The organism is Agromyces sp. H17E-10, assembly GCF_022919715.1.
GTDB lineage: Bacteria > Actinomycetota > Actinomycetes > Actinomycetales > Microbacteriaceae > Agromyces.
The window spans coordinates 2554807-2578597 of sequence record NZ_CP095042.1 but is presented as its reverse complement, the minus strand read 5'-3'; the positions used below and the strand labels follow the sequence as shown (position 1 = coordinate 2578597).

The following is a 23791-nucleotide window of genomic DNA, read 5'->3' as shown; positions in this document are numbered from 1 at the left end:
TGTGACTTCCCCTGCAACGCACCCCGACCGCATCACGATGTACGGCGCCGCCTGGTGCGGCGACTGCCGCCGCTCGAAGCGACTGCTCGACGCGCGCGGCGTCGACTACGACTACGTCGACCTCGAAGTGAACATCGAGGCCGCCGACGTCGCGAAGTCGATCTCGGGCCGCACGAACATCCCCGTGGTCGTGTTCCCCGACGGCACCCACTTCACCGAGCCGACCGACGCCGAGCTCGGCGCGAAGCTCGACGAGGCGCTCGCCGCCTAGGTCGCTCACAGCGCTCGGGGCGACCGTCGAATTCGTGTGAGCATTCGCCGCCCCGCCGTCTGCGTCCCGTAACAATCGCGCACAGTGCGCCCGACCGGCGTACAACGGAGGAATGCCTCCCACCACGCGGCACCTCGCATGACGCTCACGCGTCTGCTGCCGACCCTGCGGCGATCGATCCCCGATCCGATCGCCCCCGCGCAGTGGCCCGCGGGTACGCGGGTGACCACGACCGACGTCATCGTCGGCGGATTCTCGATGGTGCGGCTCGCCGAGCGCAGCGGCACCCCGCTCGCGCACCTCGATCCCGCGCCCGCCGCGGCCGACGGCGTCGATCACGCCCGGCACCTCGGCGTCGTGCTCGCGACGGTGCAGTCGGTCACGAACGGCCGATCGGGCGACGCGGCCGCAGGCGGTCAGCCCGAGATCGCGATCGACGCCCGGTTCGGACCGCATCGGCCCGGCTGGGCCGAAGCGCGTCTCATCGGCCGGGTGTCGGTTGCGCGCGTGTCGCCCGTCACCGTGCGCTTCGCGGCGGGCGGATGCCACGTGCTCGCACCCGTCGAACTGCCCGGTGACCTCGTGGCCGGCGATCTCATTGCGGTGCCGATCGAGGCGCACGCGATCAGGTTCGCCAGCGCTGCAGACGGGCACAGCGCCGCCGCATCCGGCCGTCTGCGCGAACCGGCGCTGCGCGCCTGACCCACTTACAGGACCAGCGCGCAAGCACCCCCGCATGCAGACCCGCCGACCGAATAGTCCTGCAAGTCGCCCGCGGCCGGCGCCCCGACGAGCACGACGAGCACGACGAGCACGACGAGCACGACGATCAGCGCAGCGCCGGCGCGACCTCCGCGGCGAACAGCTCGAGCCCCGAGCGGTCGTACGCCGCCTCGGGGGCGTAGAAGACGGCGTAGTCGAGGCCCACCGCCCGGCGGGCCTCGAGCTTCGCGACGATCTCGTCGGGCGTGCCGACGAGTGCTCCGGGCGCAGCGACGTAGTAGTCGTGCACCGCCTTCGCCGCACCCTCGGCTCCGAGGTGCGGCACGTACCGCTCCTCGATCCGCGCGAGACGGGCCGCGACATCCGCCGCCGACGACCCGATGACGGTGTTGAAGTTCATCGATCGGGTGATCTCCGCGGCATCCCGCCCGATCGCGGCGCAGTGCCCGCGCAGCACCTCGTCCTTGTGGGCGAACTCCTCGAGCGAGCCGGTGAAGTTCGTGTAGTCGGCGTACGTCGCCGCGATCTTGAGGGTGACCTGCTCGCCGCCGCCCGCGACCCAGATCGGGATGCCGCCCGGCTGCAAGGGCTGCGGCTGCACGATCGCGCCGTCGACCTGGTAGTACTTGCCGTCGAGCGTCGCCTGGCCGGTCGTCCACGCCTGGCGCATGATGTCGACGCCTTCGCACAGGCGACCGAGCCGCTCGGGCACGGGCGGGAACCCGTAGCCGTAGGCGCGCCACTCGTGCTCGTACCAGCCGCCGCCGATGCCCATCTCGATGCGTCCGCCCGAGATGAGGTCGGTCGTCGCGGCGACCTTCGCGAGGTAGGCGGGGTTGCGGTAGCTCATGCATGTGCACATCTGGCCGAGCCGCACCCGCGAGGTCGAGGCGGCGAACGCGGCCATGAGCGTCCACGCCTCGTGCGTGGCTTCGGTCGGCGACGGCACGGGGGTCGTGTGGAAGTGGTCGTAAACCCAGATCGACTCGTAGGGCGAGTCGGGTGCGTCGGCGAACGCCGCCACGTCGCTCATGGTCGACCAGTGGTCGGCGGGATCGATGCCGACGAGGTCGAAACGCCAGCCCTGGGGAACGAACAATCCGAATCGCATGCCTGTCAGCCTAGGAGGCGCCCGAGCCGGCGCGTGACCTGGTGCCGGCGGCTGACCTGCGGTCCGGCGCGAGACCTGCGGGCGGGCACGGGCCGCGATTCAGCGTCAGCACTGAGGCCGACCGCGCCGACGCGGCGTACCTTCGGCGGAATGAACGGTCAGCTCCACTGCGATTACTCGCTCGCCGATTTCGACGCAACCGTCGTCGAGACCTGCGACGCACGCCTCATCCGGGTCACCGGCCACGGACTCGCCCCCAGCCACGGCTGGCACCTCGAGCTCGTCGCCGCCAACCCCGGCGTCGTCGCCCACCCCGAGAGCCTCTGGCTCGAACTCCGCGAGACCGCCCCCGGCGAACCCAAGCCCCGGGTGCTCACCGAGGTGCCCGTCGAGGCCATCATCGAGGACTCCCACGCCCAGGAGATCATCATCAGGTTCCGCTGGCGGGAGGGCTTCCGGGTGCCGCTGCGCGAACGCGTGCCCGCCTTCCGCTGAGCGTCGACCTCACCGCTTCACCGGCGACGAACGACGACGCGGATGCCTCGGGGCCGGCCCCGAGGCATCCGCGTCGTCGTTCGTGTGCGAGCCGTCAGGCGAGCGCGAACCGAAGCTCGGCGACCGCCGGGCCCGACCACACCGTGCCGTCGAGGTCGTCGCTGCGCACCGTGACGACCTTGCCGCCCTTCGCGATCACGAGCAGTGCGAGCTGCGGCAGCAGGTCGCCCGCGCGGGTGCCGTCGGCGAGCGCCTCGCCGGAGCCGTTGCCGCTCGCGAACTCGATCGCACCGGACTCGCGGTCGAGCGTGCCGTTGACCGAGGTCGTGAAGTCGAACCAGAGCGTCTCGACGGCGCCGTCGGCCGCCTCGCGGCCGATCGCGGCGAGGTCGCGCTCGATGCGGCCGGCCGTGCCCTCCGAGAGCTGGCGCAGCGACTGCTCGGCCTCGCGCACGTTGAGGGCGGCGAGCTGCTGGCGCACGGCCTCGTCGACCTCGGCGGCGCCGAGGCGGTCTGGCGATCCGGGCACGGCGATGACGCGCCGCGAGTTGCGGGTGTTCGCGAGGAACAGGCTGAGCAGCGGCTCGGCGGCGAACACGAAGACGGGCACGCGCTCCTCGGGGTCGCGCGCGAGCAGTTCGCGACGGGCGATCTCGATGACGCGCTTCGAGTACTGGTCGAGCAGGGTCTTGCGGCCCTCGTCGCCGACGAGTCGGCTCGCGCCGCCCTGACCGGGCACGCCGCCGCGGGCCGCGCCTCGCGGGCGATCCTCACCGGGCTCGCGGTTCGTGGCCTCGTCGAGGTTCGCGGCGCCCGACTGGTCGATCTCGAGCTTGACCGCTCGGTCGGTCGGGGTCGCGTGCCAGACGCACCACTCGTGCGCCGAGAGCGTGATGGCGAACGCCTCCTGGTCTTGGCTGGGCGCACGAAGCAGTTGGCCGAGCGTGAAGTGGGAGCCGACGTGCCACGAATCGTCGAGCCGGTTCGGCAGCACGAAGACCTCGCTGAATCCGGGGGCGACGAAGATCGCGATCGACCGCGCGAGTCCGCCCCAGAGGCGCTGGTCGCCGAGGATCTTGTCGCGTTCGGCACGCAGTGCCGAGAGTTCGGCGGCCGATGCGCCGCCCTGCTTGATCTGTTCGATCGCGTCGTCGAAGCCGCTCTTCACGGCGACCTCGGCCCGCTCGCGTTCGCTCACGACCGGTGAGGTCGCCGCATAGATCGTGATCGCGGGGTGATGCGCCCCCGCGAGCGCTGCGAAATCGGCAGTGGTGGGCAGTTCGTAGTGGACGGTCATTCGTTCCTCCCCCGAGTCCCGCGACGACGATGTCGCTCGCCCCCAGCCTATGAAGGCCGGGGCGCGAGCGACACCCCCATCTGCGGGTCGCGCGGCATGTTCCGCGCGCCGCGAACGCTCAACCCACCGGGTGGTTCGAGCGGATCAGCCGGGTCGGGTCGACGGCGCGCTTGATGGCGCGCAGCCGGGCCAGGCGGCCCTCGCGTCCGCCGAAGATGCGCTCGGGCTCGCGGCGGTGCTCGGCGAAGTTGAGGTACTCCTGCTCGGCGCGCCACGGCTCCATCGCGGAGAGCAGTCGGCCGAGCGACCGGGCGATCGCCTCGTCGGCGCCGGGCATCGCCATCGCGCCGCTGTAGAGCAGGTAGCCGGCATCGAACCCGGCGGTCGCTCCGGGCGTCGGCAGGCCGAGGTCGGCGGCACGCTGCACGGCCGCGTCGGGCTCGATCATGCCGCCGAGGTGGCGGATCTCGGTCGTCATCATCGCGGTCTCCGACCCGGCGCCGACGGCGCCGACGAAGGCGCGCACGGCGGCGGGCGTCAGCTCGCGCAGCGTCATGCCGTCGCCGCGCCCGGGCACCGGCCCGGGCGGGTCCATGTGCAGGGCGAGCAGCTCGGCCGGCGCCTGCGGGTGCATCGTGTCGAGCTCGGGCGCGAGGGCGCGAAGCGGGGCGAGCAGCGCGTCGGCGCGGTCGGATGCCTCGAGCACGACGGCCTCGACCACGACGATCGAGCGGCCGGAGAGGAACGGCGGCAGTTCGGGAAGCGGCGGCAGGTGCAGGATGCGCACGACGCTCTGCACCGAGTCGGGCACCGTGCGCGTCCACTCGGCCCAGGCCTGCGCGACCTCGTCGGCCCGCTCGACGGGCCAGAGCAGCATGCCCGCGACGACCTCGGCGATCGGGAAGAGCCGGAACTCCATCGCGGTCACGACGCCGAAGTCGCCGCCGCCGCCGCGGACGGCCCAGAACAGGTCGGGGTCGTGCTCCTCGTCGACGCGACGGTGGCGGCCGTCGGCGGTCACGAGCTCGACCGCGAGCACCTGGTTGGCGGCGAGCCCGTGCGAGCGGGCGAGCCAGCTCACGCCGCCGCCGAGGGTGTAGCCCACGACGCCGACGTCGTGCGACGATCCGGCGAGCGCGGCGAGTCCGTGCGGCGCCACGGCGGCGACGACGTCGCCCCACAGGGCGCCGGCCTCGACGCGGGCGACACGGCGCTCGACGTCGACGTGCACGTCGCGCAGTTCGTGGGTCCGGACGAGGATCGCGTCGGCGAGCCCGTGGTCGGCGGCGAGCGGACCGGCGTTGTGGCCGGTGCCCTGCGGGGCGACGGCGAGGCCGTAGCGGCCGGCGAGCTCGATCGTGCGGGCGACGTCGGCGGCCGAACGGGCGATCACGACGGCCGCGGGGCGCTGGTCGACGTCGAGGTTCCAGGCGGTGCTGGCGGCGTCCCAGTCGGGCTCGCCCGGCAGCACGAGGCGGCCGTCGAGCATCGAGTCGAGTCGGGCGAACGCCTCGCGCAGCGAGAGCGCGAGATCGTCGGCGGCGGCCTCGACGAGGAGGGCGCCGGTCGGGGGCACAGGGGTGTTCACGGATGGTTCCTTTCGGGTTTGCGTTCGCGGGCCGGCCTCTCGGTCCTCGAACCGGCCCGGCGGCCGCATCGATCGGGATGCAGCACTCGCGACGAGATCCCATCCAACGAGTTCCGCGCTTCCCGGTCACCGGGGGTGTCCCTCCGATCGCCTCAGGGGTGTCCCTGTCCCATCCGCGGGTTGAGGAGCGCCCGACGAAGGAGGACGCGTCTCGAAACACGCTCATTCGGGTTTCGAGACGCTCCTTCGTCGCTCCTCGACCCGCCCGTCGACGGAATACCCGATGCCCCGACGCGGTTGGCGCAGGGGATGGACACGACCTCGCCCCGACTCTCCGTACTCGACCTCGTGCCGGTGCGCACCGACCAGACCAGCGCAGGTGCCGTCGCGGCATCCGTTCGCCTGGCGCAGCTGGCCGACCGACTCGGCTTCACCCGCTACTGGTTCGCGGAGCACCACAACATGCCGGCGGTCGCGTCGACCACGCCGCCCGTGCTGATCGCGTCGATCGCGGCGCGCACGGAACGCATCAGGGTGGGCTCGGGCGGGGTCATGCTGCCGAACCACGCCCCGCTCGTCGTCGCCGAGCAGTTCGCCGCGCTCGAGGCGCTCGCCCCGGGCCGCATCGACCTCGGCATCGGGCGTGCGCCGGGCAGCGACCCCGTCATCACCCAGCTGCTGCGGGTGTCGGGGCCGACGGCCGACGTCGACCGGTTCCCCGACCACGTGGCCGACATCCTCTCGCTGCTCTCGCCCGACGGCGCGACCCTGCGCCTGACGAGCGGGCGCGAGTACCCGATCCAGGCGACGCCCGCGGCGACCGCGGTGCCGACGCTCTGGCTGCTCGGCTCGAGCGACTACTCGGCGAAGCTCGCCGCCGAGCTCGGCCTGCCCTACGTGTTCGCGAACCACTTCTCTGGCGAGGGGCTCGAGCGCGCGCTCGAGCTCTACCGCACCGAGTACCGGCCGAGCGAGGCGCACCCGTCGCCCGAGACATTCCTCACGTTGAACGCGTCGGTCGCTCCGACCGTTGAGGAGGCGCGCGAGCGCGCGCTGCCGCAGCTGCGCTCGATGGCGCGGCTGCGGCTGAACCGTCCGATGCGACCGCTCGAGACGGTCGACGAGGCGCTCGCGGCACCGGCCGACTCCGACGCCGAGGGCCTGATCGACGCGATGGAACGACGCTGGGTCATCGCGGATGCCGCCGGCGCCGCATCCGAGGTGAAGGCCCTCGCCGAGCGCCACGGCATCGACGAGGTCATGATCGCGCCGATCGGCGGCTCGTACGCGGTCGAGCCGAGCGACGCGACGCCCGGCCGCGAGCAGACCCTCGAGCTGCTCGCGGGGGCGCTGCGCTCCTGACGGCTCAGGCCGCGAGGCCGAGCCGGCGCAGGTCCTTCGTCGTGGCGCGGTACTCGTCGCCGTCGGCGATCACGGTCTCGCGCGGCACGCGTGCGGCGTTGTGCACCTTGGCGCCGACGCCGACCGTGACGTACGGGCCCAGCACGGCGCTGCGGCCGATGACGGCCTGACGGCCCACGCGGGCGTTCACGCCCACCACGGCGCGCTCGGCGACGATCGCATTGCTCTCGATCCAGGCCCGAGGGCCGATCTGGGCGCCGCGCTGCACCTCGGCGCCGGGGTCGACGTAGGCCGTCGGGTCGACGAACGCGGTCGGGTCGACCTTGGCGGTCGTGGCGACGAGGCCCCGGCCGTTCACGTGCTTGCGATAGCGACGCAGGATCCCGGCTTCGTCCTCGAACTCGACATAGCTGATGCCCACGTTCTCCTCCTCCCGGCGTGGAGGCTCCACCTGCCGGACATCAATACAACATCGGGCCTGACCGGGGTATTCCCGCGACCGTGCGCGAGCGCCCGTCACCCCGCCACTGCCGCTCACAGGGCGCAGTTAGGCTGTCCTCAGCATGCCCGGATCCCCCCTTCTCGAGCTCGACCGCGTGAGCATCCGCCACGAGGGCGCCGAGCGGCCGACCCCCGCCGAGGTCTCGTTCGAGATCGCACCCGGCGAGGTCGTGCTCGTGCTCGGGCCGAGCGGCTGCGGCAAGTCGACGCTCACGCTCGCGCTCGACGGGCTCATCCCCCACGCCGTGCCCGCCGAGCTCGACGGCACCGTGCGCGTCGCGGGCCTCGACAGTCGCGACCACCCCGTCGGCGTGCTCAGCGAACACGTCGCGATGGTCTTCCAGGACCCCGACGCGCAGATCGTGACCGGCACCGTGCTCGACGAGGTCTGCTTCGCGCCCGAGAACCAGCTCGTCGAGGCATCCGAGGTGCTCGCGAGAGCCGAGCGCGCGCTCAAGCTCGTCGGCCTGTGGGACCGGCGCGCCGAGAACCCCGACACCCTCTCGGGCGGCGGACGCCAGCGTCTCGCGATCGCGTGCGCGCTCGCGATGTCGGCGCCCGTGCTCGTGCTCGACGAACCGACCGCGAACCTCGACCCCGCGGGCATCGACGAGGTGTACGCCGTGCTGCGCGAGCTCGCCGACGACGAGCACGCGATCGTGCTCGTCGAGCACAACCTCGACGCGGCCGTCGACCTCGTCGACCGAGTGCTCGTGCTCGACGCCGACGGGCGGCTCGTCATCGACGGGCCCGCTCGCGAGACCCTCCGCGGGCGCGCCGACGAGCTCGTGGACCTCGGCGTCTGGCTGCCGGTGTCGACCCTCGCCGCGATGCGGTTGCGCGACGCCGGTCTGCCGATCGACCCCCTGCCCGTGACGCCCGCCGAGCTCGGGGCCGCGCTCGACGCGATGCCCGAGTTGCCGCCCCCGCTCAGCGAATCGTCGCCCGTGCGCTCGACCGCCCTCGCCCCGACGCCCTCGCTGACGCCCACGGGCAGCACCCCCGCGCAGTCGGCGCCCGCGATCCGGGCGAGCGGGCTCTCGGTGCGGCGGGGCGGCCGGCGCGGCCCGATCGTCGTCGACGGCGTCGACCTGGAGGTCGCGCGCGGCGAGTTCCTCGCGATCGTCGGCACGAACGGCGCGGGCAAGACCTCCCTCCTGCAGGCCCTCGCGGGCGTCATCACCGCTCCGCGCGGTGCGGTCGACGTGCTCGGCATCGACCCGGCCCGTGCCGACGCGCGCGAGCGGGTGTCGCGGGTCGGGTTCGTGTTCCAGAACCCCGAGCACCAGTTCGTCGCCCCGACCGTGCGCGAGGAGCTCGAGCAGGGGCTCCGGCTGCAGGGACTCGACGACGCGGCCGTCGCCGAGGCGCGAGACCGGATGCTGCGCCGATTCGGCCTCGAGGACCTGGCCGAGCAGCATCCGTTCCTGCTGTCCGGCGGACAGAAGCGCCGGCTCTCGGTCGGCACGGCGCTCGTGGCGGGCGCCCCGGTGCTCGCCCTCGACGAGCCCACGTTCGGCCAGGACCGCGCCCGAGCGGGCGAACTGCTCGACATGCTGCGCACGCTCAACGACGAGGGCACGACGGTGCTCGTCGTGACGCACGACCTGCAGCTCGTCGCCGACTACGCGAGCCGCCTCGCGGTCATCGCGGGCGGGCGGCTCCTCGGCGTCGGCGCGACCGCCGAGGTGCTCGCGGGCCCGCTCATCGAGCAGTCCGGCCTCCGGCACCCCCCGCTCGCGCGCGCGACCCGCGGGCTCGATCACCACCCCGAGTGGCACGGCGTGACCCGCATGTCGCAACTGCCCGTCGCGGCGGGCCGCTCGTGAGCGCCGGTCCGATGCGGGATGCCGCGGCCGCGACCCCCTCGGGCGCACCCGAGCCGAGCTCGTCCACGTCGGGTGCCTCGACGGGCGGGAGCCGTGCCGCCACGGGCACCCCGACCTCCCGCGCCGTCGCACGGGGCGGGCCGCTCACGACGCTCAACCCCCTGGCGAAGCTCGCGGCACCGTTGCCCGCGATGATCGTCGTCGTCTTCAGCCGCGACCTGCTGCTGCCCGCCGCGCTCATCGTGCTCGCCCTCGTCGTGTTGCTCGTCGGCGCGCGCCTCTCGCCCGGGATCGTCGCCGCCCTCGTCGTCGGCACGCCCGTCGCCGCGCTCGTGCTCGGCGTGAGCTTCGGCATCTGGGTCGACCCGGCGAGCGCCGCGGTCGCGGGCGTCGACGGCCCCGCGGCATCCACCGTGCTCTTCGGCATCGGCGACTGGCAGTTCACGCTCGCCGCCTACCTCGTCGGCGTCGCGACCGCGCTGCGCGTGCTCGCCGTGCTCATGCTGTCACTCATCGCCGGACTCACATCGACCGGCACCGAGTTCGTGCGGGCGGCCGTGCAGAACCTGCGGGTGCCGTACCGCATCGGCTACACGGCGCTCGCCGCGCTGCGGTTCGTGCCGCGGTTCGGACACGAGCTCGAGATCATCCGGGCGGCCCACCGCGTGCGCGGCACCGTGGCGGGGCGCGGCCCGATCGCGGCGCTCCGCCGGGGACTCGGCACGGCGGTGCCGCTGCTCGCGTCGGCGATCCGGCACGCGGAGCGGGTCGCCCTCGCCATGGACGCCCGCGCGTTCGGCGCCCACCGCACCCGCACCGAGCGCTACCTCATGCCGTGGCGAGCGCGCGACACCGTGTTCGTCGTCGCGTTCGTCGCGGCGAGCGCGGTCATCGTGTGGCTCGTGTGGGCGACGCTCGCGCGCTGAGCGTCGTCCGCTCCGGAGACGACGGAGGGGCCGGGCGTCGCCGCCCGGCCCCTCCGCTCGCGTCCGCCGACTACTGGCCGGCGGGCGCGGTGTCGACGATCTCGATGAGGAAGACGAGCGTCTGACCGCCGAGCGCGTTCTGGTCGCTCTTCTCGGTGCCGTAGGCGTACTCCGGCGGGATCGTCACGATGAGCTTCGTGCCGACCTTCTGGCCGACGAGTGCCGCACCGAAGCCCTGGATGACCTGGTCGGTCGAGAACGTCGCCGGCTCACCGCGCGTGTAGCTCTGGTCGAAGATCTCGCCCGTGTCCCAGCTGATGCCCTGGTACTGCACGGTCACGCTGTCGCCCTCGCCGACGGTCGCGCCGTCGCCCTCCTCGAGCACCTTGAGCTGCAGGTCGGGCGACGGGTCGGTCTTCGGCAGGGTCACCGTCGGTGCCTCGCCCTCGGCGCCCCACTTCACCTCGGGGACGTTCTCGGTCCAGTCGGCCGGCTTCAGCGGCTGCTGCACCTCGACGACGTCGACGACGATGACGACGGTCTCGCCCGCCTTGATGCCGACCGACTCGTTGCCGGTGTCGCCGTACAGGGTCGACGCGGGCGCGACGGTGACGGTGCGCGAACCCACCGGCACGCAGTCGACACCCGCGAGGAACGCCTGGTAGAGGGTGTCGTCGCCGGCCGTGATCGTCGCGGGCTGCGAGAACAGCTGGTCGCCCGACTCGCCGGAGAACGTCGTGACGACGGCGTTGATCTTCTGGCCCGACTCGGTCGTCTCGCCGTCGCCCTCGGTGACGATCGTGCGCTGCAGCTCGTCGGCCTCGAGCGGAGTCGTGAACTCGGCGGTCGGCGCCTTCGAGAACTCGCCGTCGACCTTCACGCTGTCGCTGAGGTCGCCCGACGGCACATCCATGCACGCGGCGGCGTCGGGGGTGGGGGTTCCGGATGCCTCGGGGGTGGCGCCTCCGGCGCAGCCGGCGAGGAGCAGGGCGGCCGAGGTGGCGAGCGCGATGGGCGCGCCGCGGCGCAGGGCACGATTCATGGGAAGGGACTCGGTTCGATCGGAGAACGTGATGCAGTGGCATCCAGTCTGCACCGTCTGGCTTTCTCTTTGCTGAATTCCCGGAAATCGGGCCGATCAACGCGAGAATGGGCGCATGGGGGAGTTGACGGACGAGCCTGACCATGTCGGCGCGTTCGCGGCGGGGGCCGCGAAGTTCGCCGAGCTGGACGAGGTGGTGTGGGATCCGATCTCGACCGCGACGCTGGCGCGGACGAGGCCGATGTTCGACGAGCTGGTGCTCGACGCGTGCTCGGGCGACGGGGCCTCGGCGCTGCCCGCGGCCGAGCTCGTCGGCCCGGGCGGCCTGGTCGATGCCGTCGACCTGACCGAGGAGCTCGTGGCGATCGCCCGTGAGCGCGCCGGCGAGCGGCTGCCGCAGCTGCGTCTGCACGTCGCCGACGTCACGGCCTGGGAACCGACCGGGTACGACCTCGTGCAATGCGTGCTGGGTGTGTTCTTCTTCCCCGACATGGATGCCGGGACCCGTCACCTCATCGAGCGGGCGAAGCCGGGCGGACGCGTCGGCGTGACGGTGTGGGCGCGCGGCGCGCTCGGCTCCTTCCTCGAGGCGCTGACCGCCTCGCTGCCGGGCGAGCACGACGACGAGCACCACTCGCCCGCATTCGAGGGCATCGACACCCCCGGCGGGCTCGCGCGCTGGCTCACCGACCTCGGGCTCGAGCGGGTGCGCGCCGATGAGGCCCGCCGCCACGTCGAGGTGACGCCCGAGCTCGCGTGGACGCTCGTCGAGGGCACCGGCATCCGCACCGCGATCGCGGGCCTCGACGACGACGAGGTCGCCGCGGTGCGCGAACGGTTCGTCGCGCGGCTCGAGGCGTCGCCCGAGGCGCGCACGCTCGACCTCTCGACGCTCATCGCGGTCGGCTACCGGCCGCGCTAGCCGACGGGAGGCTCGTCGCCCGTGGCCACCGGTCGCGACTCGTCGTTCGACCACTGGCTCCACGAGCCCGGGTAGAGGGCGGCGTCGACTCCGGCGATCGCGAGTGCGGCGACCGCATGGGCCGCGGTGACGCCCGAGCCGCAGTACGCGGCGACGGGTGTGCTGCCGTCGGATGCGACGCCGAGTGCGGCGAATCGGTCGCGCAGCACGTCGGCGGGCAGGAACCGCCCGGCCTCGTCGAGGCTGCCCCCGCTCGGCGCCGACCGCGCCCCCGGGATGTGCCCGGCGCGCGGGTCGATCGGCTCGACCTCGCCGCGGTACCGCTCGACGGCCCGCGCGTCGAGCAGCACGCCGCTCGCGGCGAACGCGGCCGCCCCGTCGATGTCGATCACCGGCATCCCGCCGAAGTGCGCGGTCGCGTCGCCGGGTTCGGGTGCGGCATCCCCGGTCTCGAGCGGCAGCCCCGCCGCACGCCAGCCGCCGAGCGCGCCGTCGAGCATGCGCACGTCGGCGACGCCGGCGTGCCGCAGCAGCCACCAGGCGCGCGCGGCCGACTGGTTGCCGAGATCGTCGGTCGCGACGACCGTGTCGCCGTCGCGCAGACCCCAGCGCCGCATCGCCTCGGTGAACGCCGCCTCGGTCGGCAGCGGATGCCGCCCCTCCCCGACCGCGTCGTGGTCGGCGAGCTCGGCGTCGAGGTCGACGTAGACCGCGCCCGGGATGTGCCCGGCACCGAACGCCTCGCTGCCGTCGGGCTGCGCGAGCGACCAGCGCACGTCGAGCACCACGGTGCGGGTCGCCGCGCGGCCGTCGCGTTCGGCGTCGAGACGTTCGGCGAGCTCTTCGGCGGAGATCAGGATCGGCATGCCTCCATCCTCCCCCGGGTTTCGAGACGCTCGCGGCGCTCGCTCCTCAACCCGCTGCGACGACGACGGATGCCCCGGGCATGAGTCCGAGGCATCCGTCGTGTTCTTCCTGATCGTGGTCTCGATACGGCGCTTGGCGCCTAGGTTTCGATACGGCGCTTCGCGCCTACTCACCCCACCGCTCGACCGACGACGTTCAGGCGAACGGGTTGGTGATGACCTCGTAGGGCGCCTCGACCTGGCCGTCGCCGAACTCGCTGTCGACGTAGAGGGTGCGGCCGTGCAGCGACTTGGCGGTCGTGAGCACCCGACTCGGGTCGGTCGCGACGTCGCTCACGAAGCGCGCGGTGGAGCCGTCGGCCGAGATGCGCAGCGTCGTGATCGCCTTCGAGAAGTTGCGCACGATCGTGAGCTCATTGCCCTCGCGGACGAGGCCGTCGGCGTTGACGAGGTCGGCGCCGGGGGTCGCGATCTCGGTGACGGTGCCGTCGAAGCCGAAGCGGAACAGCTTGCCGACGTTGCCCTGGGCGACGACGAAGGCGCTCCGGTCGGCGGTCAGCACGATGCCGCCGAGGTTGAATCCGGCCACGCGTGAGACGGTGCCGGTCGCGTCGGCCCACAGCTCGGCGCCCCACTGGCCGTCGGAGCCCTGTGCGACGCGGAACACCTGCGGGTCGTTCGAGTTGGTGAAGTACGCGGCGCCGTCGGCGCCGATCGCGACGTCGTTGAGGAATGCGTCGGCCGTGCCGGGCACGCGGAGCGAGGCGAGCAGGTCGCCCTCGGGCGAGTACACCCAGAGGTCGGGGCGGCCGGTGCCGATGCCGTTCGGGCCGCCCGCGACGTAGACGTTGCCGTCGCGGTCGACGGTGATGCCGCGGGCCGTGTAGCGGCCGTCGGTGCCGTCGCCGGCGATCCACTGCTCGGTGGCCGACGAGCGCACGTCGCCCCGGTGGATCTCACCGCCCGTCACCTCGCTCACGTAGAAGGCGCCGCTGCGCTGGTCGGCGCCGATGCCCTCGAAGCGGCTGCCCTCGGCGTCGCCGTTCAGGGTGTACGTGCCGGGGCGGCCGTGGTCGGTCGCGCCGTCGGCGGCGAATGCGGGCGCGGCGCCGGTCGTGACGATGGTGGTCAGGGTCGCCGCGGCGAGCAGCCCGGCGATGGTGGTCTTGCGGTTCATGGAATCCTCCTGTGGCGGCCGGTTCGAACCGGTCTCGTGGTCCGGTGTCGGCCGGGGTGATTCCACTTCACCGCAGCTTTCGCAGCGGGGCGTCGGGCATCCGGCTCGAATCGAATAGCCGATCGGATGATGCCCGCCTCCCCCGGCTGTCCGTAGGCTGTGCGCTCATGGAGCACGACAACCGGTCGGCGGCCGACGGCATGCGGGGCATCCTCGCGCCCGTGGCCCGCTTCGACCGGTGGCTGCACGCCGTGCTGCTCGTGCTGCTCGTGGTGTGCGCGGCGCGCTACGTCGACCGGCACGGCTGGGCGCCCGAGACCGCGGCCGTGCTGGCCGGTGCCGCAGCGCTCGCGGGCGTCGCGTCGCTGCGCCCGCTGCTGCCCCGACGCGGCGCCTGGCCGACCGTGTGGGTGGTCGGCGTCGTCGTGCTGTGGATGGCGCTGACCCTCGCCGCGCCCTCGTTCGCGTGGTGCGCGGTGCCGCTCGCGTTCGCCGTGCTGCGGGTCATCCCGTTCGGTGCGGCCGTCGCGGTCGTCGTCGTCATGACCGCCGTCGTGAGCATCGCGTGGTCGCGCATCGACGACGGCATCGACCCCACCGTCATCGTCGGCCCCGCGGGCATCGCGATCGCCACGGTCATCGCGTACCGCGCACTCGAACGCGAGTCGGCCGAACGGCAGCGCCTGCTCGACGAGCTCACCGAGGCTCAGCACGAGCTGGCCGACGCCGAGCGCCGCTCGGGTGCACTCGCCGAGCGCACCCGGCTCTCGCGCGAGATCCACGACTCGGTCGGCCAGCAGCTCTCGAGCATCAACCTGCTGCTGCAGGCCGCCGAACAGGACTGGGGCGATCGCCCGGACTCGGCGCGCGAGCACGTGCGCACCGCGGCCGCGACCGCGCGTGAGGGCCTCGACGAGGTGCGTCGCGTCGTGCGCGACCTCGCCCCGGCCGCGCTCGAGGGCGGCGGCGCCGACGCGCTCGCCGACGCCCTCGAACGGTTGATCGCGGATGCCTCCGCCACGGGCGCCGGACCCGCCCTCGCATTCCATCGTCACGGCGACGCCCGCACGGTGCCCGCCCCGATCGCCGTCGCGCTCCTGCGCAGCGCGCGTGGCGCCGTCGCCAATGCGGTCGAGCACGCGCACGCGCGACGGGTCGTCGTGAGCCTCACCTACCAGCCCGACGAGGTGCGCCTCGACGTGCGCGACGACGGGGTCGGGTTCGAGACGTCCTCGGCGGTGGGTCGCGGCGGGGACCATGGCGAGCCCGAGAAGCGCGGCGACCGCGGACACGGCCTCCGCGGCCTGCGCGAACGCGCCGCCGAGCTCGGCGGGCGCGCCGACATCGAGAGCGCGCCCGGCGAGGGCACCACCGTGTCGGTATCGTTCCCCCTGTCGGACGCCCCGACGTCGTCGACGGGCGACGCCGACGGGACGGAGCGCACGTGACCGAGGCATCCCCCGCATCGCAGGCCGCCGACGGCGTGCGCATCATCTTGGTCGACGACCACCCGGTGGTGCGCGCGGGCCTCGCCGCCCTGCTCGGCGGCAAGCCCGGGTTCGAGGTCGTCGCCGAGGCGGGCGATGCCGACGAGGCCGTCGCGAAGACCCGCGCGTACCGTCCCGACGTCGTGCTCATGGATCTCAACCTCGGCAGCGGCCCCGGCGGGGTCGAGACGACGGCCCGGCTGCGCGCGCTCGACGAACCGCCGGCCGTGCTCGTGCTCACGACGTACGACACCGAGGCCGACATCATCCGCGCGCTCGAGGCGGGCGCGGGCGGCTACCTGCTGAAGGACGCGCCGCCCGACGAACTCTTCGCCGGCATCCGCGCGGTCGCCCGGGGTGAGACGGTGCTCGCCCCGTCGGTCGCCGCGACGCTCGTACGTCGCGCGGCCGCGCCCGGCCCCGTCGTCACCGAGCGCGAGGTCGAGGTGCTCGAGCTCCTCGCCGACGGCCTCGGCAACAAGGAGCTCGCGCGCGAGCTGCTCGTCTCGGAGGCGACCGTGAAGTCCCACCTCTCGCACATCTACGCGAAGCTCGGCGTCGACACCCGGGCGGGCGCGGTCGCCGCCGCGATCGAGCAGCGCATCATCCGCCGGTAGCGATCGGACCGGTTCCGCGCTGCCACCGCCCGGTAGGCTGGTGGCCGGACGATTGCGCGGCGTGAGGAGGATGGATGATCTTCAGCCTCGTCGCCTTCGGCCTGCTCTCGCTGCTCGCCCCGATGCTGACGAGGCTGCTCGGGCGCCGCGTCTTCCTGCTGCTGGCCGTGCTGCCGGTCGCGGTCTTCGTGTGGCTGCTCACGCTCATGCCGACGATCGTCGGCTCGGGCGGCGCCGGCGAGGCCCTCGTCGAATCCGTCCAGTGGATCCCCACGCTCGACATCAACCTGACGTTCCGCCTCGACGCGCTCGCGCTGCTGCTGGCGCTCATCGTCACGGGCATCGGCGCCCTCGTGCTCGTCTACTGCACCTGGTACTTCTCCGACGACGAGCCGGCGCTCGGCCGCTTCGCCGCACTGCTGCTCGCGTTCGCGGGCGTCATGTTCGGGCTCGTGACCGCCGACGACGTGTTCATCCTGTTCACGTTCTGGGAGGCGACGAGCGTGCTCTCGTACCTCCTCATCGGCCATTACACGGGCCGCAAGGAGAGCCGCGGTGCTGCCCTGCAGGCGCTCACGGTGACGACGTTCGGCGGCCTCGCCATGCTCGTGGGCCTCGTCATCCTCTCGGTCGCGGGCGGTTCGACGAGCCTGGCCGAGCTCGTCGCACACCCCGTCGCGGGGCCGGCCGGCGAGTGGGCGATCGCGCTCATCCTCGTCGGCGCGATCTCGAAGAGCGCGCTCGTGCCGTTCCACTTCTGGCTGCCCGCGGCGATGGCCGCGCCGACCCCCGTGTCGGCCTACCTGCACGCGGCCGCGATGGTGAAGGCCGGCATCTACCTCGTCGCTCGCCTCGCCCCCGGCTACGCGGACCTCGAGGTGTGGCATCCCATCGTCATCGGACTCGGCGCGCTCACCATGCTCGTCGGCGGCTGGCGTGCACTGCGCCAGTACGACCTCAAGCTGCTGCTCGCGTACGGCACCGTCAGCCAGCTCGGATTCCTCGTGATGGTCACGGGCCTCGGCACACGCGACGCCGCGCTCGCCGGGCTCGCGCTGCTCGTCGCCCACGCCCTCTTCAAGGCGACCCTCTTCCTCGTCGTCGGCATCGTCGACCACGCCGCCGGCACGCGCGACTGGCGCAAACTCTCGGGCCTCGGCCGCCGCATGCCCGTGATCGCGACGATCGCCTTCGTCGCCGCCGGTTCGATGGCGGGCCTGCCGCCGCTGCTCGGCTTCGTCGCGAAGGAGGCCGTCTTCACCGCCGACCTCGACGCCGCCCTCGCGGGCGACGCGTGGGGCTGGGTCGCGCTCGTCGCCGCCTTCGTCGGTTCGGTGCTCACCGTCGCCTACACGGTGCGGTTCGTGTGGGGTGCGTTCTACACGAAGCGGGATGTCGCGCCCACTCCCCTGCACAGCGAGAGCCCGGCCATCGCGATCGCCCCGGCGATCCTCGCGGCGGCGTCGCTCGTGTCGGCGTTCACGATCGCGTTCATCGAGCCGCTGCTCGCGGCGTACGCCGACACGCTGCCCGGCGCGCACGACTACCACCTGGCGCTCTGGCATGGACTCGAGCCGGCGCTCTGGCTCTCGGCGGGCGTGTTCGCGATCGGCGCGCTCCTCGTCTGGGGCCGTCAGCGGGTCGCCCGCATGCAGGCGTCGCTGCCGCCCGCGATCGACTCGGCCCGCGGCTACCTGCGCATCGTGTCGGTCGTCGACCGCGGTGCGGCCTGGATCACGACGGCGTTCCAGGTGCGCGGCCTCGCCGGATACCTCGCGATCATCGTGGTCGTCTTCATCGCGGGGCTCGGCACCGCGGCGTTCCTCAACAGCACGTGGCCCGACGGGGTGCGCCTCTGGGACTACCCCGCCCAGCCGTTCATCGCGTTCATCATGGCGGTCGCCGCGATCGCCGCCGCGATCATCCGACGCCGCATGACCTCGGTGCTGCTCGTGAGCGTGACCGGCTACGGGCTCGTGCTCCTCTTCGGCATGTCGGGTGCGCCCGACCTCGCCCTCACGCAGGCGCTCGTCGAGACCCTCACCCTCGTCGTCTTCGTGCTCGTGCTGCGCCGGCTGCCGAAGCAGAGCACCGTGCACCCCACCGCGCTCGGGCGCGTGACGCGCACGATCATCGGCGTACTCGCCGGGCTCGTCATGGCCGTCATCGGCCTCGTCGCGCTCGGCGCCCGCATCGAGCCCACGATCGCCGACGGGCTGCCGGCACTCGCGCTCGAAGCGCACGGCAAGAACATCGTCAACGTCATGCTCGTCGACATCCGCGCATGGGACACGCTCGGCGAGATCTCGGTGCTCGTCGCCGTCGCGACGGGCGTCGCGAGCCTCATCTTCGTGTCGGGGCGCACGGGCGGTGCGCCGCGGCTCGACGAGCCCGACCGCCGCAACCGGCTCCAGCCGGTGCTCGAGCCGGCCTCCAGCATCCGCGCGGCCAAGCCGCGACTCGCCGACGTCGACGACGAGACGGACGCCGCTGCCGAAGCGCACGAGAATCGGCAGACGTGGCTGCTCGCCGGTCGCACGCTCTCGCCCCGCAACCGCTCGATCCTCATCGAGGTGCTCGTCCGGCTCCTGTTCCACCCCGCCATCATCGTGTCGGTGTACCTGCTGTTCGTCGGGCACAACGCCCCCGGCGGCGGCTTCGCGGGGGGCCTCCTCGCAGGCCTCGCGCTCGTCGCCCGCTACCTCGCGGGTGGCCGCTACGAGCTCGGCGAGGCGGCGCCCGTCGACGCGGGCGCACTGCTCGGCACCGGCCTGCTGCTCGCCGCAGGCACCGCGACGTCGTCGCTCGTGTTCGGGCTCACCGTGTTCGAGTCGTCGTGGTTCGAGACCGACGTGCCGCTGCTGGGGCACCTCTCGATCGGCACCTCGACGCTGTTCGACATCGGCGTGTACCTCGTGGTGGTCGGGCTCGTGCTCGACATCCTGCGATCGCTCGGCGCGGAGGTCGACCGGCACCAGGAGGAGTCCGAGGCCGACCCCGAGGGTGCCGACCCGACCGCCGCCGACCGCGAGGGGGCGCCGGTATGACCGCCTCGCTCACCCTCGTCATCCTCATGGCCGTGCTCTTCGGCGCCGGCATCGCCGTCATGCTCGAGCGCAGCCTGACCCGCGTGCTCATCGGGTTCCTGCTCGTCGGCAACGCCGTGAACATCCTCATGTACCTCATGAGCGGGGCCCCCGGGCTCGCGCCGATCCTCGGCGAGGGCGTCGACGAGGGCGAGATCTCCGACCCGCTGCCCCAGGCCTTCGTGCTCACGGCGATCGTGATCAACCTCGGCATCACGGCGTTCATGCTCGCCCTCATCTACCGGTCGTGGTGGCTGGCGCAACTCGGTGCGAAGGGCGACCTCGTCGACGACGAGGCCGAGCTCGCAGAAGACGCCGAGGAGGCCGCCGACCTCATCCGCTCGTCCGCGGCCGACGACGAGGCGATCCAGTCGATCATCGACGCGAGCGACGAGGAGTTCGACCTCGACGAAGAACTCGAACGCGAGGCATCCGCCCGTGACGACGAAGGGAGCCGCCAGTGACCGCCACGCTCGTGCCCCTCGTCGTGCTGCTGCCGCTCCTCGGTGCGGCCGTCGCACTCATCCTCGGCCGGCGCCGCCGCGCACAGATGGCGGTCGGCGTCGCGGTGCTCGCGGCGGTCACCGTCATCGCGGCCGTGCTGCTCGTGCAGGTCGACGCGACCGGACCGGCCGTCGTCTACATCGGCGCGTGGGACGCGCCGTGGGGCATCACCCTCGTCGTCGACCGGCTCGCCGCGATCATGCTCGTGATCTCGGCGATCATGCTGCTCGTCGTGCTCGTGTACTCGGTCGGGCAGGGCATCGCCGACCAGCATCGCGAGACGCCGGTGTCGATCTTCCACCCGACCTACCTGATCCTCGCCGCGGGCGTGTTCAACGCGTTCATCGCGGGCGACCTGTTCAACCTCTACGTCGGCTTCGAGATCCTGCTCGGCGCGAGCTACGTGCTGCTGACCCTCGGCGGCACCGGCGAGCGCATCCGCTCGGGCGTCACGTACATCATCACGAGCCTCGTCTCGTCGCTCTTCTTCCTCAGCGCGATCGCGCTCATCTACGGCGCGACGGGCACGGCGAACATCGCCCAGCTCTCGGTGCGGCTCGCCGAGCTGCCGCAAGACGTGCAGCTCATCCTGCACCTGCTGCTGCTCATCGCGTTCGGCATCAAGGCGGCCGTCTTCCCGCTCTCGTTCTGGCTGCCCGACTCCTACCCGACCGCGCCCGCACCGGTCACCGCCGTGTTCGCCGGATTGCTCACGAAGGTGGGCGTCTACGCGATCATCCGCACCGAGACGGTGCTGTTCCCCGAGAACGACCTCTCGACGCTGCTCATCGTGATCGGCGGGCTCACGATGCTCATCGGCATCCTCGGTGCGCTCACCCAGGCCGACATCAAACGACTGCTCTCGTTCACGCTCGTCAGCCACATCGGCTACATGATCTTCGGCATCGGCCTCTCGAGCATCATCGGCCTGACCGCGACGATCTACTACGTCGTGCACCACATCACGGTGCAGACCGCGCTCTTCCTCACGACCGGGCTCATCGAGCGCTTCGGCGGCGCGACGTCGATCAACCGGCTCGCGGGCCTGCTGAAGGCCTCGCCGCTGCTCGCGATCCTGTTCTTCATCCCGGCCATGAATCTCGGCGGCATCCCGCCGTTCTCGGGCTTCCTCGGCAAGGTCGGCCTGTTCGTCGCGGGCGCGCAGGGGGCCGGGGCCGAGGCGGGCGCGGATGCTGCGGGCACGCCGTCCTGGCTCATCTGGGTCGTGATCGCAGCGGGCGCAGCGACCTCGCTCATCACCCTGTACGCGCTCACGCGATTCTGGAACATGGCGTTCTGGCGGCGTCGCGACGAGCTCGAGGGCTACGAGTCGGTGCTGCTCGGCTCGGTGCTCGAGGCGCCCGAGGGCGCGACGGTCACCGCCACCCGCACGACACCCGTGCTCATGGTCGTCGCGACCGCGACCCTCGTCGTCGTCACCGTGTGCCTCACCGTGTTCGCCGGCCCGCTGTTCGAGTACGCCGGCCGCGCGGCCGAAGGGCTCAGCGACCCGTCGATCTACGTGTCGATCGTGTTCCCCGGAGGCACCCGATGAGCCACACGAACGAGCCCGTGTCGCGCTGGCGGTCGGTGTGGCGGCAGCTGCCCCTGCTCGTCGGCCTGCTCGTGCTGTGGCTGCTGCTGTGGGACCACATCGACGCGCTCAGCATCGTCACCGGCGTCGTGCTCGCGATCGCCGTGACCCGTCTGCTCTACCTGCCGCCCGTGCTGCTGAGCGGCCGGTTCAACCCGTGGCGCGGGCTGCTGCTGGGCCTGCGCATGATGCTCGACGTCGTCTACGCGTCGCTGCAGGTCGCGGTGCTCGCCATCTGGCCGTGGTGGAAGCCCATGAACTCGATCATCGCCGTGCAGCTGCACACCCGGTCGGATCTCGTGACGACGCTCACGGCCGAGGCGATCTCGGTCGTGCCCGGCACCGTCGTCGTCGACATCGACCGCGAGCGGGGACTGCTCTACCTGCACGCACTCGGCACCCGCACGCAGGCCGACATCGACAAGACGCGCCGTCAGGTACTCGGCACCGAGGAGCGGATCGTGCTCGCGATCGGCACCCACGAGCAGGCCGAGGTCGTGCGCGCCGAGCGACGCGCCCGGCGGACGGGCGTCGGCCACGAGGCATCCGGCTCTCATGATTCGAACGGAGGCACCCGATGACCTTCCTCACCCTCGTCTCGATCGCAGCCGGCGTGATGTTCGGCATCGGCGCGATCGCCGCCGTGGTGCGCATCATCAAGGGCCCGTCGATCCTCGACCGGGCGCTCGCGACCGACGTGCTGCTCGCGATCGCGATGTGCGCGCTCGGCGCGGAGATGGCGATCAACCGTCACACCGACACGCTCGTGGTGCTGCTGATCCTCGCGATGTTCGCGGTCGTCGGGTCGATCTCGATCGCCCGGTTCATGGCGAAGCAGGATGCCTCGTGAACGGCGTCGACCTGACCGTGGGGCTGCTCATCCTCGTGAGCGCCTTCCTCTCGATGGCGGCCGGCCTCGGCATCGTGCGGTTCCCCGACGTGCTCACCCGGCTGCACGCCGCGACCAAGCCGCAGGTGCTGGGCCTCGCGACCGTGCTGCTCGCGATCGCGCTGCGGGCGCCGACCTGGGGCGTCATCTCGACCGTCATCGTGATCATGACCTTCCAGCTGCTCACGCAACCGATGACCGCGCACATGCTCGGCCGCTCGGCCTACCGCACCGACCACGTGCGCCGCGACCTGCTCATCGAGGACGACCTCGGCCGCGACATCGCCGAGCACGAGGAGCACCCGGCGGGTTGAGACCGGACCGATAGCATCGGCGGATGACCGCGACGCCGACCGCACGAACGCAGCTCGACTTCGGCCCGCTCACGGAGCACGTCGATCAGGGCGCGGTGCGCGCGTACGAGTTCGACAACGGATTCCGGCCGACGAGCGGCCGGCCGCAGGCGCTCGGCGTCATCCTCGTGATCGTGCTCGGCGTGATCGCGGCGTTCATTCTCGCCCTGCCGCTCGCGCTCGTCGTGATGCTCGTGTCACCGCTGCTCGAGCAGGCCGGTGCCGACATGTCGTCCGACCGCGTGTTCCAGGTCGCGTTCTTCGGCGCCGCGGCGTTCGTGGCGTGCCTCGCCTGGTTCATCGCGCGTGCGCCGAACCGCGTCGGCGAGGCTCGCTACCGGGTGAGTCGATTCGCTGCAGCGAACGGGCTCGAGTTCGTCCCGCGGATCGTCGACCCCGCCTCGCCCGGCATGATCTTCGGGATCGGTACGGACCGCGTCGCGAGCGAAGTCGTCCGGCCCGCCGGCCCGCGGCCCGTCGAGGTCGGCAACTACCGCTACGTCGTGAAGTCCACGAAGACCCACGAGACGTTCTCGTGGTCGTACCTCGAGATCACGCTCGAACGCCCGTTGCCCCACATCGTGCTCGATGCGCAGCGCAACAACTCGAAGGTGCTCGGGTCGAACCTGCCGACCCCGCTCGCGACTGGGCAGCGACTGTCGCTCGAGGGCGACTTCGACCGGTACTTCGCCCTGTACTGCCCCGAGGGCTACGAGGCCGACGCGCTGTACCTGTTCACGCCCGACATCATGGCGCGGTTCATCGACACGATCGCCGAGTTCGACCTCGAGATCGTCGACGACCGGCTCTACCTGTACTCGAACGGCGCACGCCCGCTCTCGACCACGGACCAGGCGATGTGGGAGTGGGTCTTCGCGACCATCGACGTGCTGAACGCGAAGCTCGACCGCTGGGAGCGATGGCGCGACGAGCGGCTCGCCGAGCCGGGCGGAGCGGCCTCGGCTTCTGCCTCGACTGCCTCATCGGCCGCGGCGGTCGCGGTGCCGGCGATTCCCCGCGGCGTGGCGCCCCAGGGTCGACGCCTGAAGGGCCGCATCCCCGTGCTCGCCGTGCTGCCGATCGTCGTGATGGTCGGCATCTGGTTCGTCATCCCGCTGCTCGAGTCGCTCACGGGGCAGCGCTGACCACGT

At 72.4% G+C, this 23791-nt stretch carries 23 protein-coding genes; 16 read left to right on the top strand and 7 right to left on the bottom strand.

All coding sequences use genetic code 11. The annotated features are described in order from the left end of the window. Position 1: 1 nt before the first annotated feature. On the top strand, positions 2–271 hold the full coding sequence (locus tag MUN74_RS11700; RefSeq protein ID WP_244852333.1) for a glutaredoxin family protein: 270 nt from the start codon (positions 2–4) through the stop codon (positions 269–271). A gap of 138 nt (positions 272–409) precedes the next feature. Next, complete coding sequence (locus tag MUN74_RS11695) at positions 410–973, top strand: hypothetical protein (protein WP_244852331.1); 564 nt, start codon at positions 410–412, stop codon at positions 971–973. Positions 974–1100: 127 nt separating this feature from the next. Here the strand turns inward: MUN74_RS11695 and MUN74_RS11690 are convergent, their stop codons facing one another. Beyond that, positions 1101–2105 carry an LLM class F420-dependent oxidoreductase gene (locus MUN74_RS11690; protein WP_244852329.1) on the bottom strand — a complete coding sequence of 335 codons (1005 nt, stop codon included), beginning with the start codon at positions 2103–2105 and terminating at the stop codon, positions 1101–1103. Positions 2106–2255: 150 nt separating this feature from the next. On the opposite strand from MUN74_RS11690, the gene MUN74_RS11685 reads away from it, so the two are divergent. Then, positions 2256–2600 carry a hypothetical protein gene (locus MUN74_RS11685; protein WP_244852327.1) on the top strand — a complete coding sequence of 115 codons (345 nt, stop codon included), beginning with the start codon at positions 2256–2258 and terminating at the stop codon, positions 2598–2600. A 94-nt stretch (positions 2601–2694) separates the two neighbouring features. On the opposite strand, the gene MUN74_RS11680 is transcribed toward MUN74_RS11685, so the two are convergent. Together MUN74_RS11680 and MUN74_RS11675 are read right to left on the bottom strand one after the other, a co-directional pair. Continuing rightward, positions 2695–3897, bottom strand: coding sequence for a baeRF11 domain-containing protein (locus MUN74_RS11680; RefSeq protein ID WP_244852325.1), 1203 nt, complete (start codon positions 3895–3897; stop codon positions 2695–2697). A 118-nt stretch (positions 3898–4015) separates the two neighbouring features. After that, on the bottom strand, positions 4016–5485 hold the full coding sequence (locus MUN74_RS11675; RefSeq protein WP_244852324.1) for an FAD-binding oxidoreductase: 1470 nt from the start codon (positions 5483–5485) through the stop codon (positions 4016–4018). Positions 5486–5794: 309 nt separating this feature from the next. On the opposite strand from MUN74_RS11675, the gene MUN74_RS11670 reads away from it, so the two are divergent. Next, positions 5795–6847, top strand: a complete 1053-nt coding sequence (locus MUN74_RS11670) for an LLM class flavin-dependent oxidoreductase (protein WP_244852322.1) — start codon at positions 5795–5797, stop codon at positions 6845–6847. Positions 6848–6851: 4 nt separating this feature from the next. Here the strand turns inward: MUN74_RS11670 and MUN74_RS11665 are convergent, their stop codons facing one another. After that, positions 6852–7268: a transferase gene (locus tag MUN74_RS11665; protein ID WP_244852320.1), complete on the bottom strand. Its 417-nt coding sequence runs from the start codon at positions 7266–7268 to the stop codon at positions 6852–6854. A 142-nt stretch (positions 7269–7410) separates the two neighbouring features. On the opposite strand from MUN74_RS11665, the gene MUN74_RS11660 reads away from it, so the two are divergent. Together MUN74_RS11660 and MUN74_RS11655 are read left to right on the top strand one after the other, a co-directional pair. Next, on the top strand, positions 7411–9177 hold the full coding sequence (locus MUN74_RS11660) for an ABC transporter ATP-binding protein (protein WP_244852318.1): 1767 nt from the start codon (positions 7411–7413) through the stop codon (positions 9175–9177). After that, positions 9174–10103 carry an energy-coupling factor transporter transmembrane component T gene (locus MUN74_RS11655; protein ID WP_244852317.1) on the top strand — a complete coding sequence of 310 codons (930 nt, stop codon included), beginning with the start codon at positions 9174–9176 and terminating at the stop codon, positions 10101–10103. Before MUN74_RS11660 ends, MUN74_RS11655 begins: the two co-directional genes overlap by 4 nt. A gap of 70 nt (positions 10104–10173) precedes the next feature. Here MUN74_RS11655 and MUN74_RS11650 read toward each other — a convergent pair whose 3' ends face one another. Then, positions 10174–11145: an FKBP-type peptidyl-prolyl cis-trans isomerase gene (locus MUN74_RS11650; RefSeq protein ID WP_244852315.1), complete on the bottom strand. Its 972-nt coding sequence runs from the start codon at positions 11143–11145 to the stop codon at positions 10174–10176. Positions 11146–11260: 115 nt separating this feature from the next. Here MUN74_RS11650 and MUN74_RS11645 point away from each other — a divergent pair, with 115 nt between their 5' ends. After that, positions 11261–12067: a class I SAM-dependent methyltransferase gene (locus MUN74_RS11645; RefSeq protein WP_244852313.1), complete on the top strand. Its 807-nt coding sequence runs from the start codon at positions 11261–11263 to the stop codon at positions 12065–12067. Here MUN74_RS11645 and MUN74_RS11640 read toward each other — a convergent pair. Together MUN74_RS11640 and MUN74_RS11635 are read right to left on the bottom strand one after the other, a co-directional pair. Beyond that, a complete protein-coding gene (locus MUN74_RS11640) occupies positions 12064–12933 on the bottom strand; it encodes a sulfurtransferase (protein WP_244852311.1) in 870 nt (289 codons plus the stop codon). The two genes, MUN74_RS11645 and MUN74_RS11640, sit on opposite strands and share 4 nt — an antisense overlap. A gap of 196 nt (positions 12934–13129) precedes the next feature. After that, positions 13130–14110, bottom strand: a complete 981-nt coding sequence (locus MUN74_RS11635) for an SMP-30/gluconolactonase/LRE family protein (RefSeq protein ID WP_244852310.1) — start codon at positions 14108–14110, stop codon at positions 13130–13132. A 167-nt stretch (positions 14111–14277) separates the two neighbouring features. Here MUN74_RS11635 and MUN74_RS11630 point away from each other — a divergent pair, with 167 nt between their 5' ends. The 9 genes from MUN74_RS11630 (at position 14278) to MUN74_RS11590 (ending at position 23785) form a co-directional block, all read left to right on the top strand. Further along, positions 14278–15558 (top strand): sensor histidine kinase, encoded by a 1281-nt coding sequence (locus MUN74_RS11630; protein WP_244852308.1) that lies wholly within the window; start codon positions 14278–14280, stop codon positions 15556–15558. Then, positions 15555–16214, top strand: a complete 660-nt coding sequence (locus MUN74_RS11625) for a response regulator (RefSeq protein WP_244852307.1) — start codon at positions 15555–15557, stop codon at positions 16212–16214. The genes MUN74_RS11630 and MUN74_RS11625 overlap by 4 nt, the downstream gene beginning before the upstream one ends. A 74-nt stretch (positions 16215–16288) precedes the next feature. Beyond that, positions 16289–19261 carry a Na+/H+ antiporter subunit A gene (locus MUN74_RS11620; protein ID WP_244852305.1) on the top strand — a complete coding sequence of 991 codons (2973 nt, stop codon included), beginning with the start codon at positions 16289–16291 and terminating at the stop codon, positions 19259–19261. Continuing rightward, positions 19258–19764 carry an NADH-quinone oxidoreductase subunit K gene (locus MUN74_RS11615; protein ID WP_244852303.1) on the top strand — a complete coding sequence of 169 codons (507 nt, stop codon included), beginning with the start codon at positions 19258–19260 and terminating at the stop codon, positions 19762–19764. The genes MUN74_RS11620 and MUN74_RS11615 overlap by 4 nt, the downstream gene beginning before the upstream one ends. After that, entirely contained in the window at positions 19761–21359 is a 1599-nt protein-coding gene (locus MUN74_RS11610; RefSeq protein ID WP_244852301.1) for a Na+/H+ antiporter subunit D, read from the top strand. The genes MUN74_RS11615 and MUN74_RS11610 overlap by 4 nt, the downstream gene beginning before the upstream one ends. After that, entirely contained in the window at positions 21356–21979 is a 624-nt protein-coding gene (locus MUN74_RS11605) for a Na+/H+ antiporter subunit E (RefSeq protein WP_244852299.1), read from the top strand. The genes MUN74_RS11610 and MUN74_RS11605 overlap by 4 nt, the downstream gene beginning before the upstream one ends. Then, positions 21976–22248, top strand: coding sequence for an MrpF/PhaF family protein (locus MUN74_RS11600; RefSeq protein WP_244852297.1), 273 nt, complete (start codon positions 21976–21978; stop codon positions 22246–22248). Before MUN74_RS11605 ends, MUN74_RS11600 begins: the two co-directional genes overlap by 4 nt. Beyond that, a complete protein-coding gene (mnhG, locus tag MUN74_RS11595; RefSeq protein WP_244852295.1) occupies positions 22245–22601 on the top strand; it encodes a monovalent cation/H(+) antiporter subunit G in 357 nt (118 codons plus the stop codon). The genes MUN74_RS11600 and mnhG overlap by 4 nt, the downstream gene beginning before the upstream one ends. A gap of 23 nt (positions 22602–22624) precedes the next feature. Next, complete coding sequence (locus MUN74_RS11590; RefSeq protein WP_244852294.1) at positions 22625–23785, top strand: hypothetical protein; 1161 nt, start codon at positions 22625–22627, stop codon at positions 23783–23785. Positions 23786–23791: the final 6 nt, after the last annotated feature.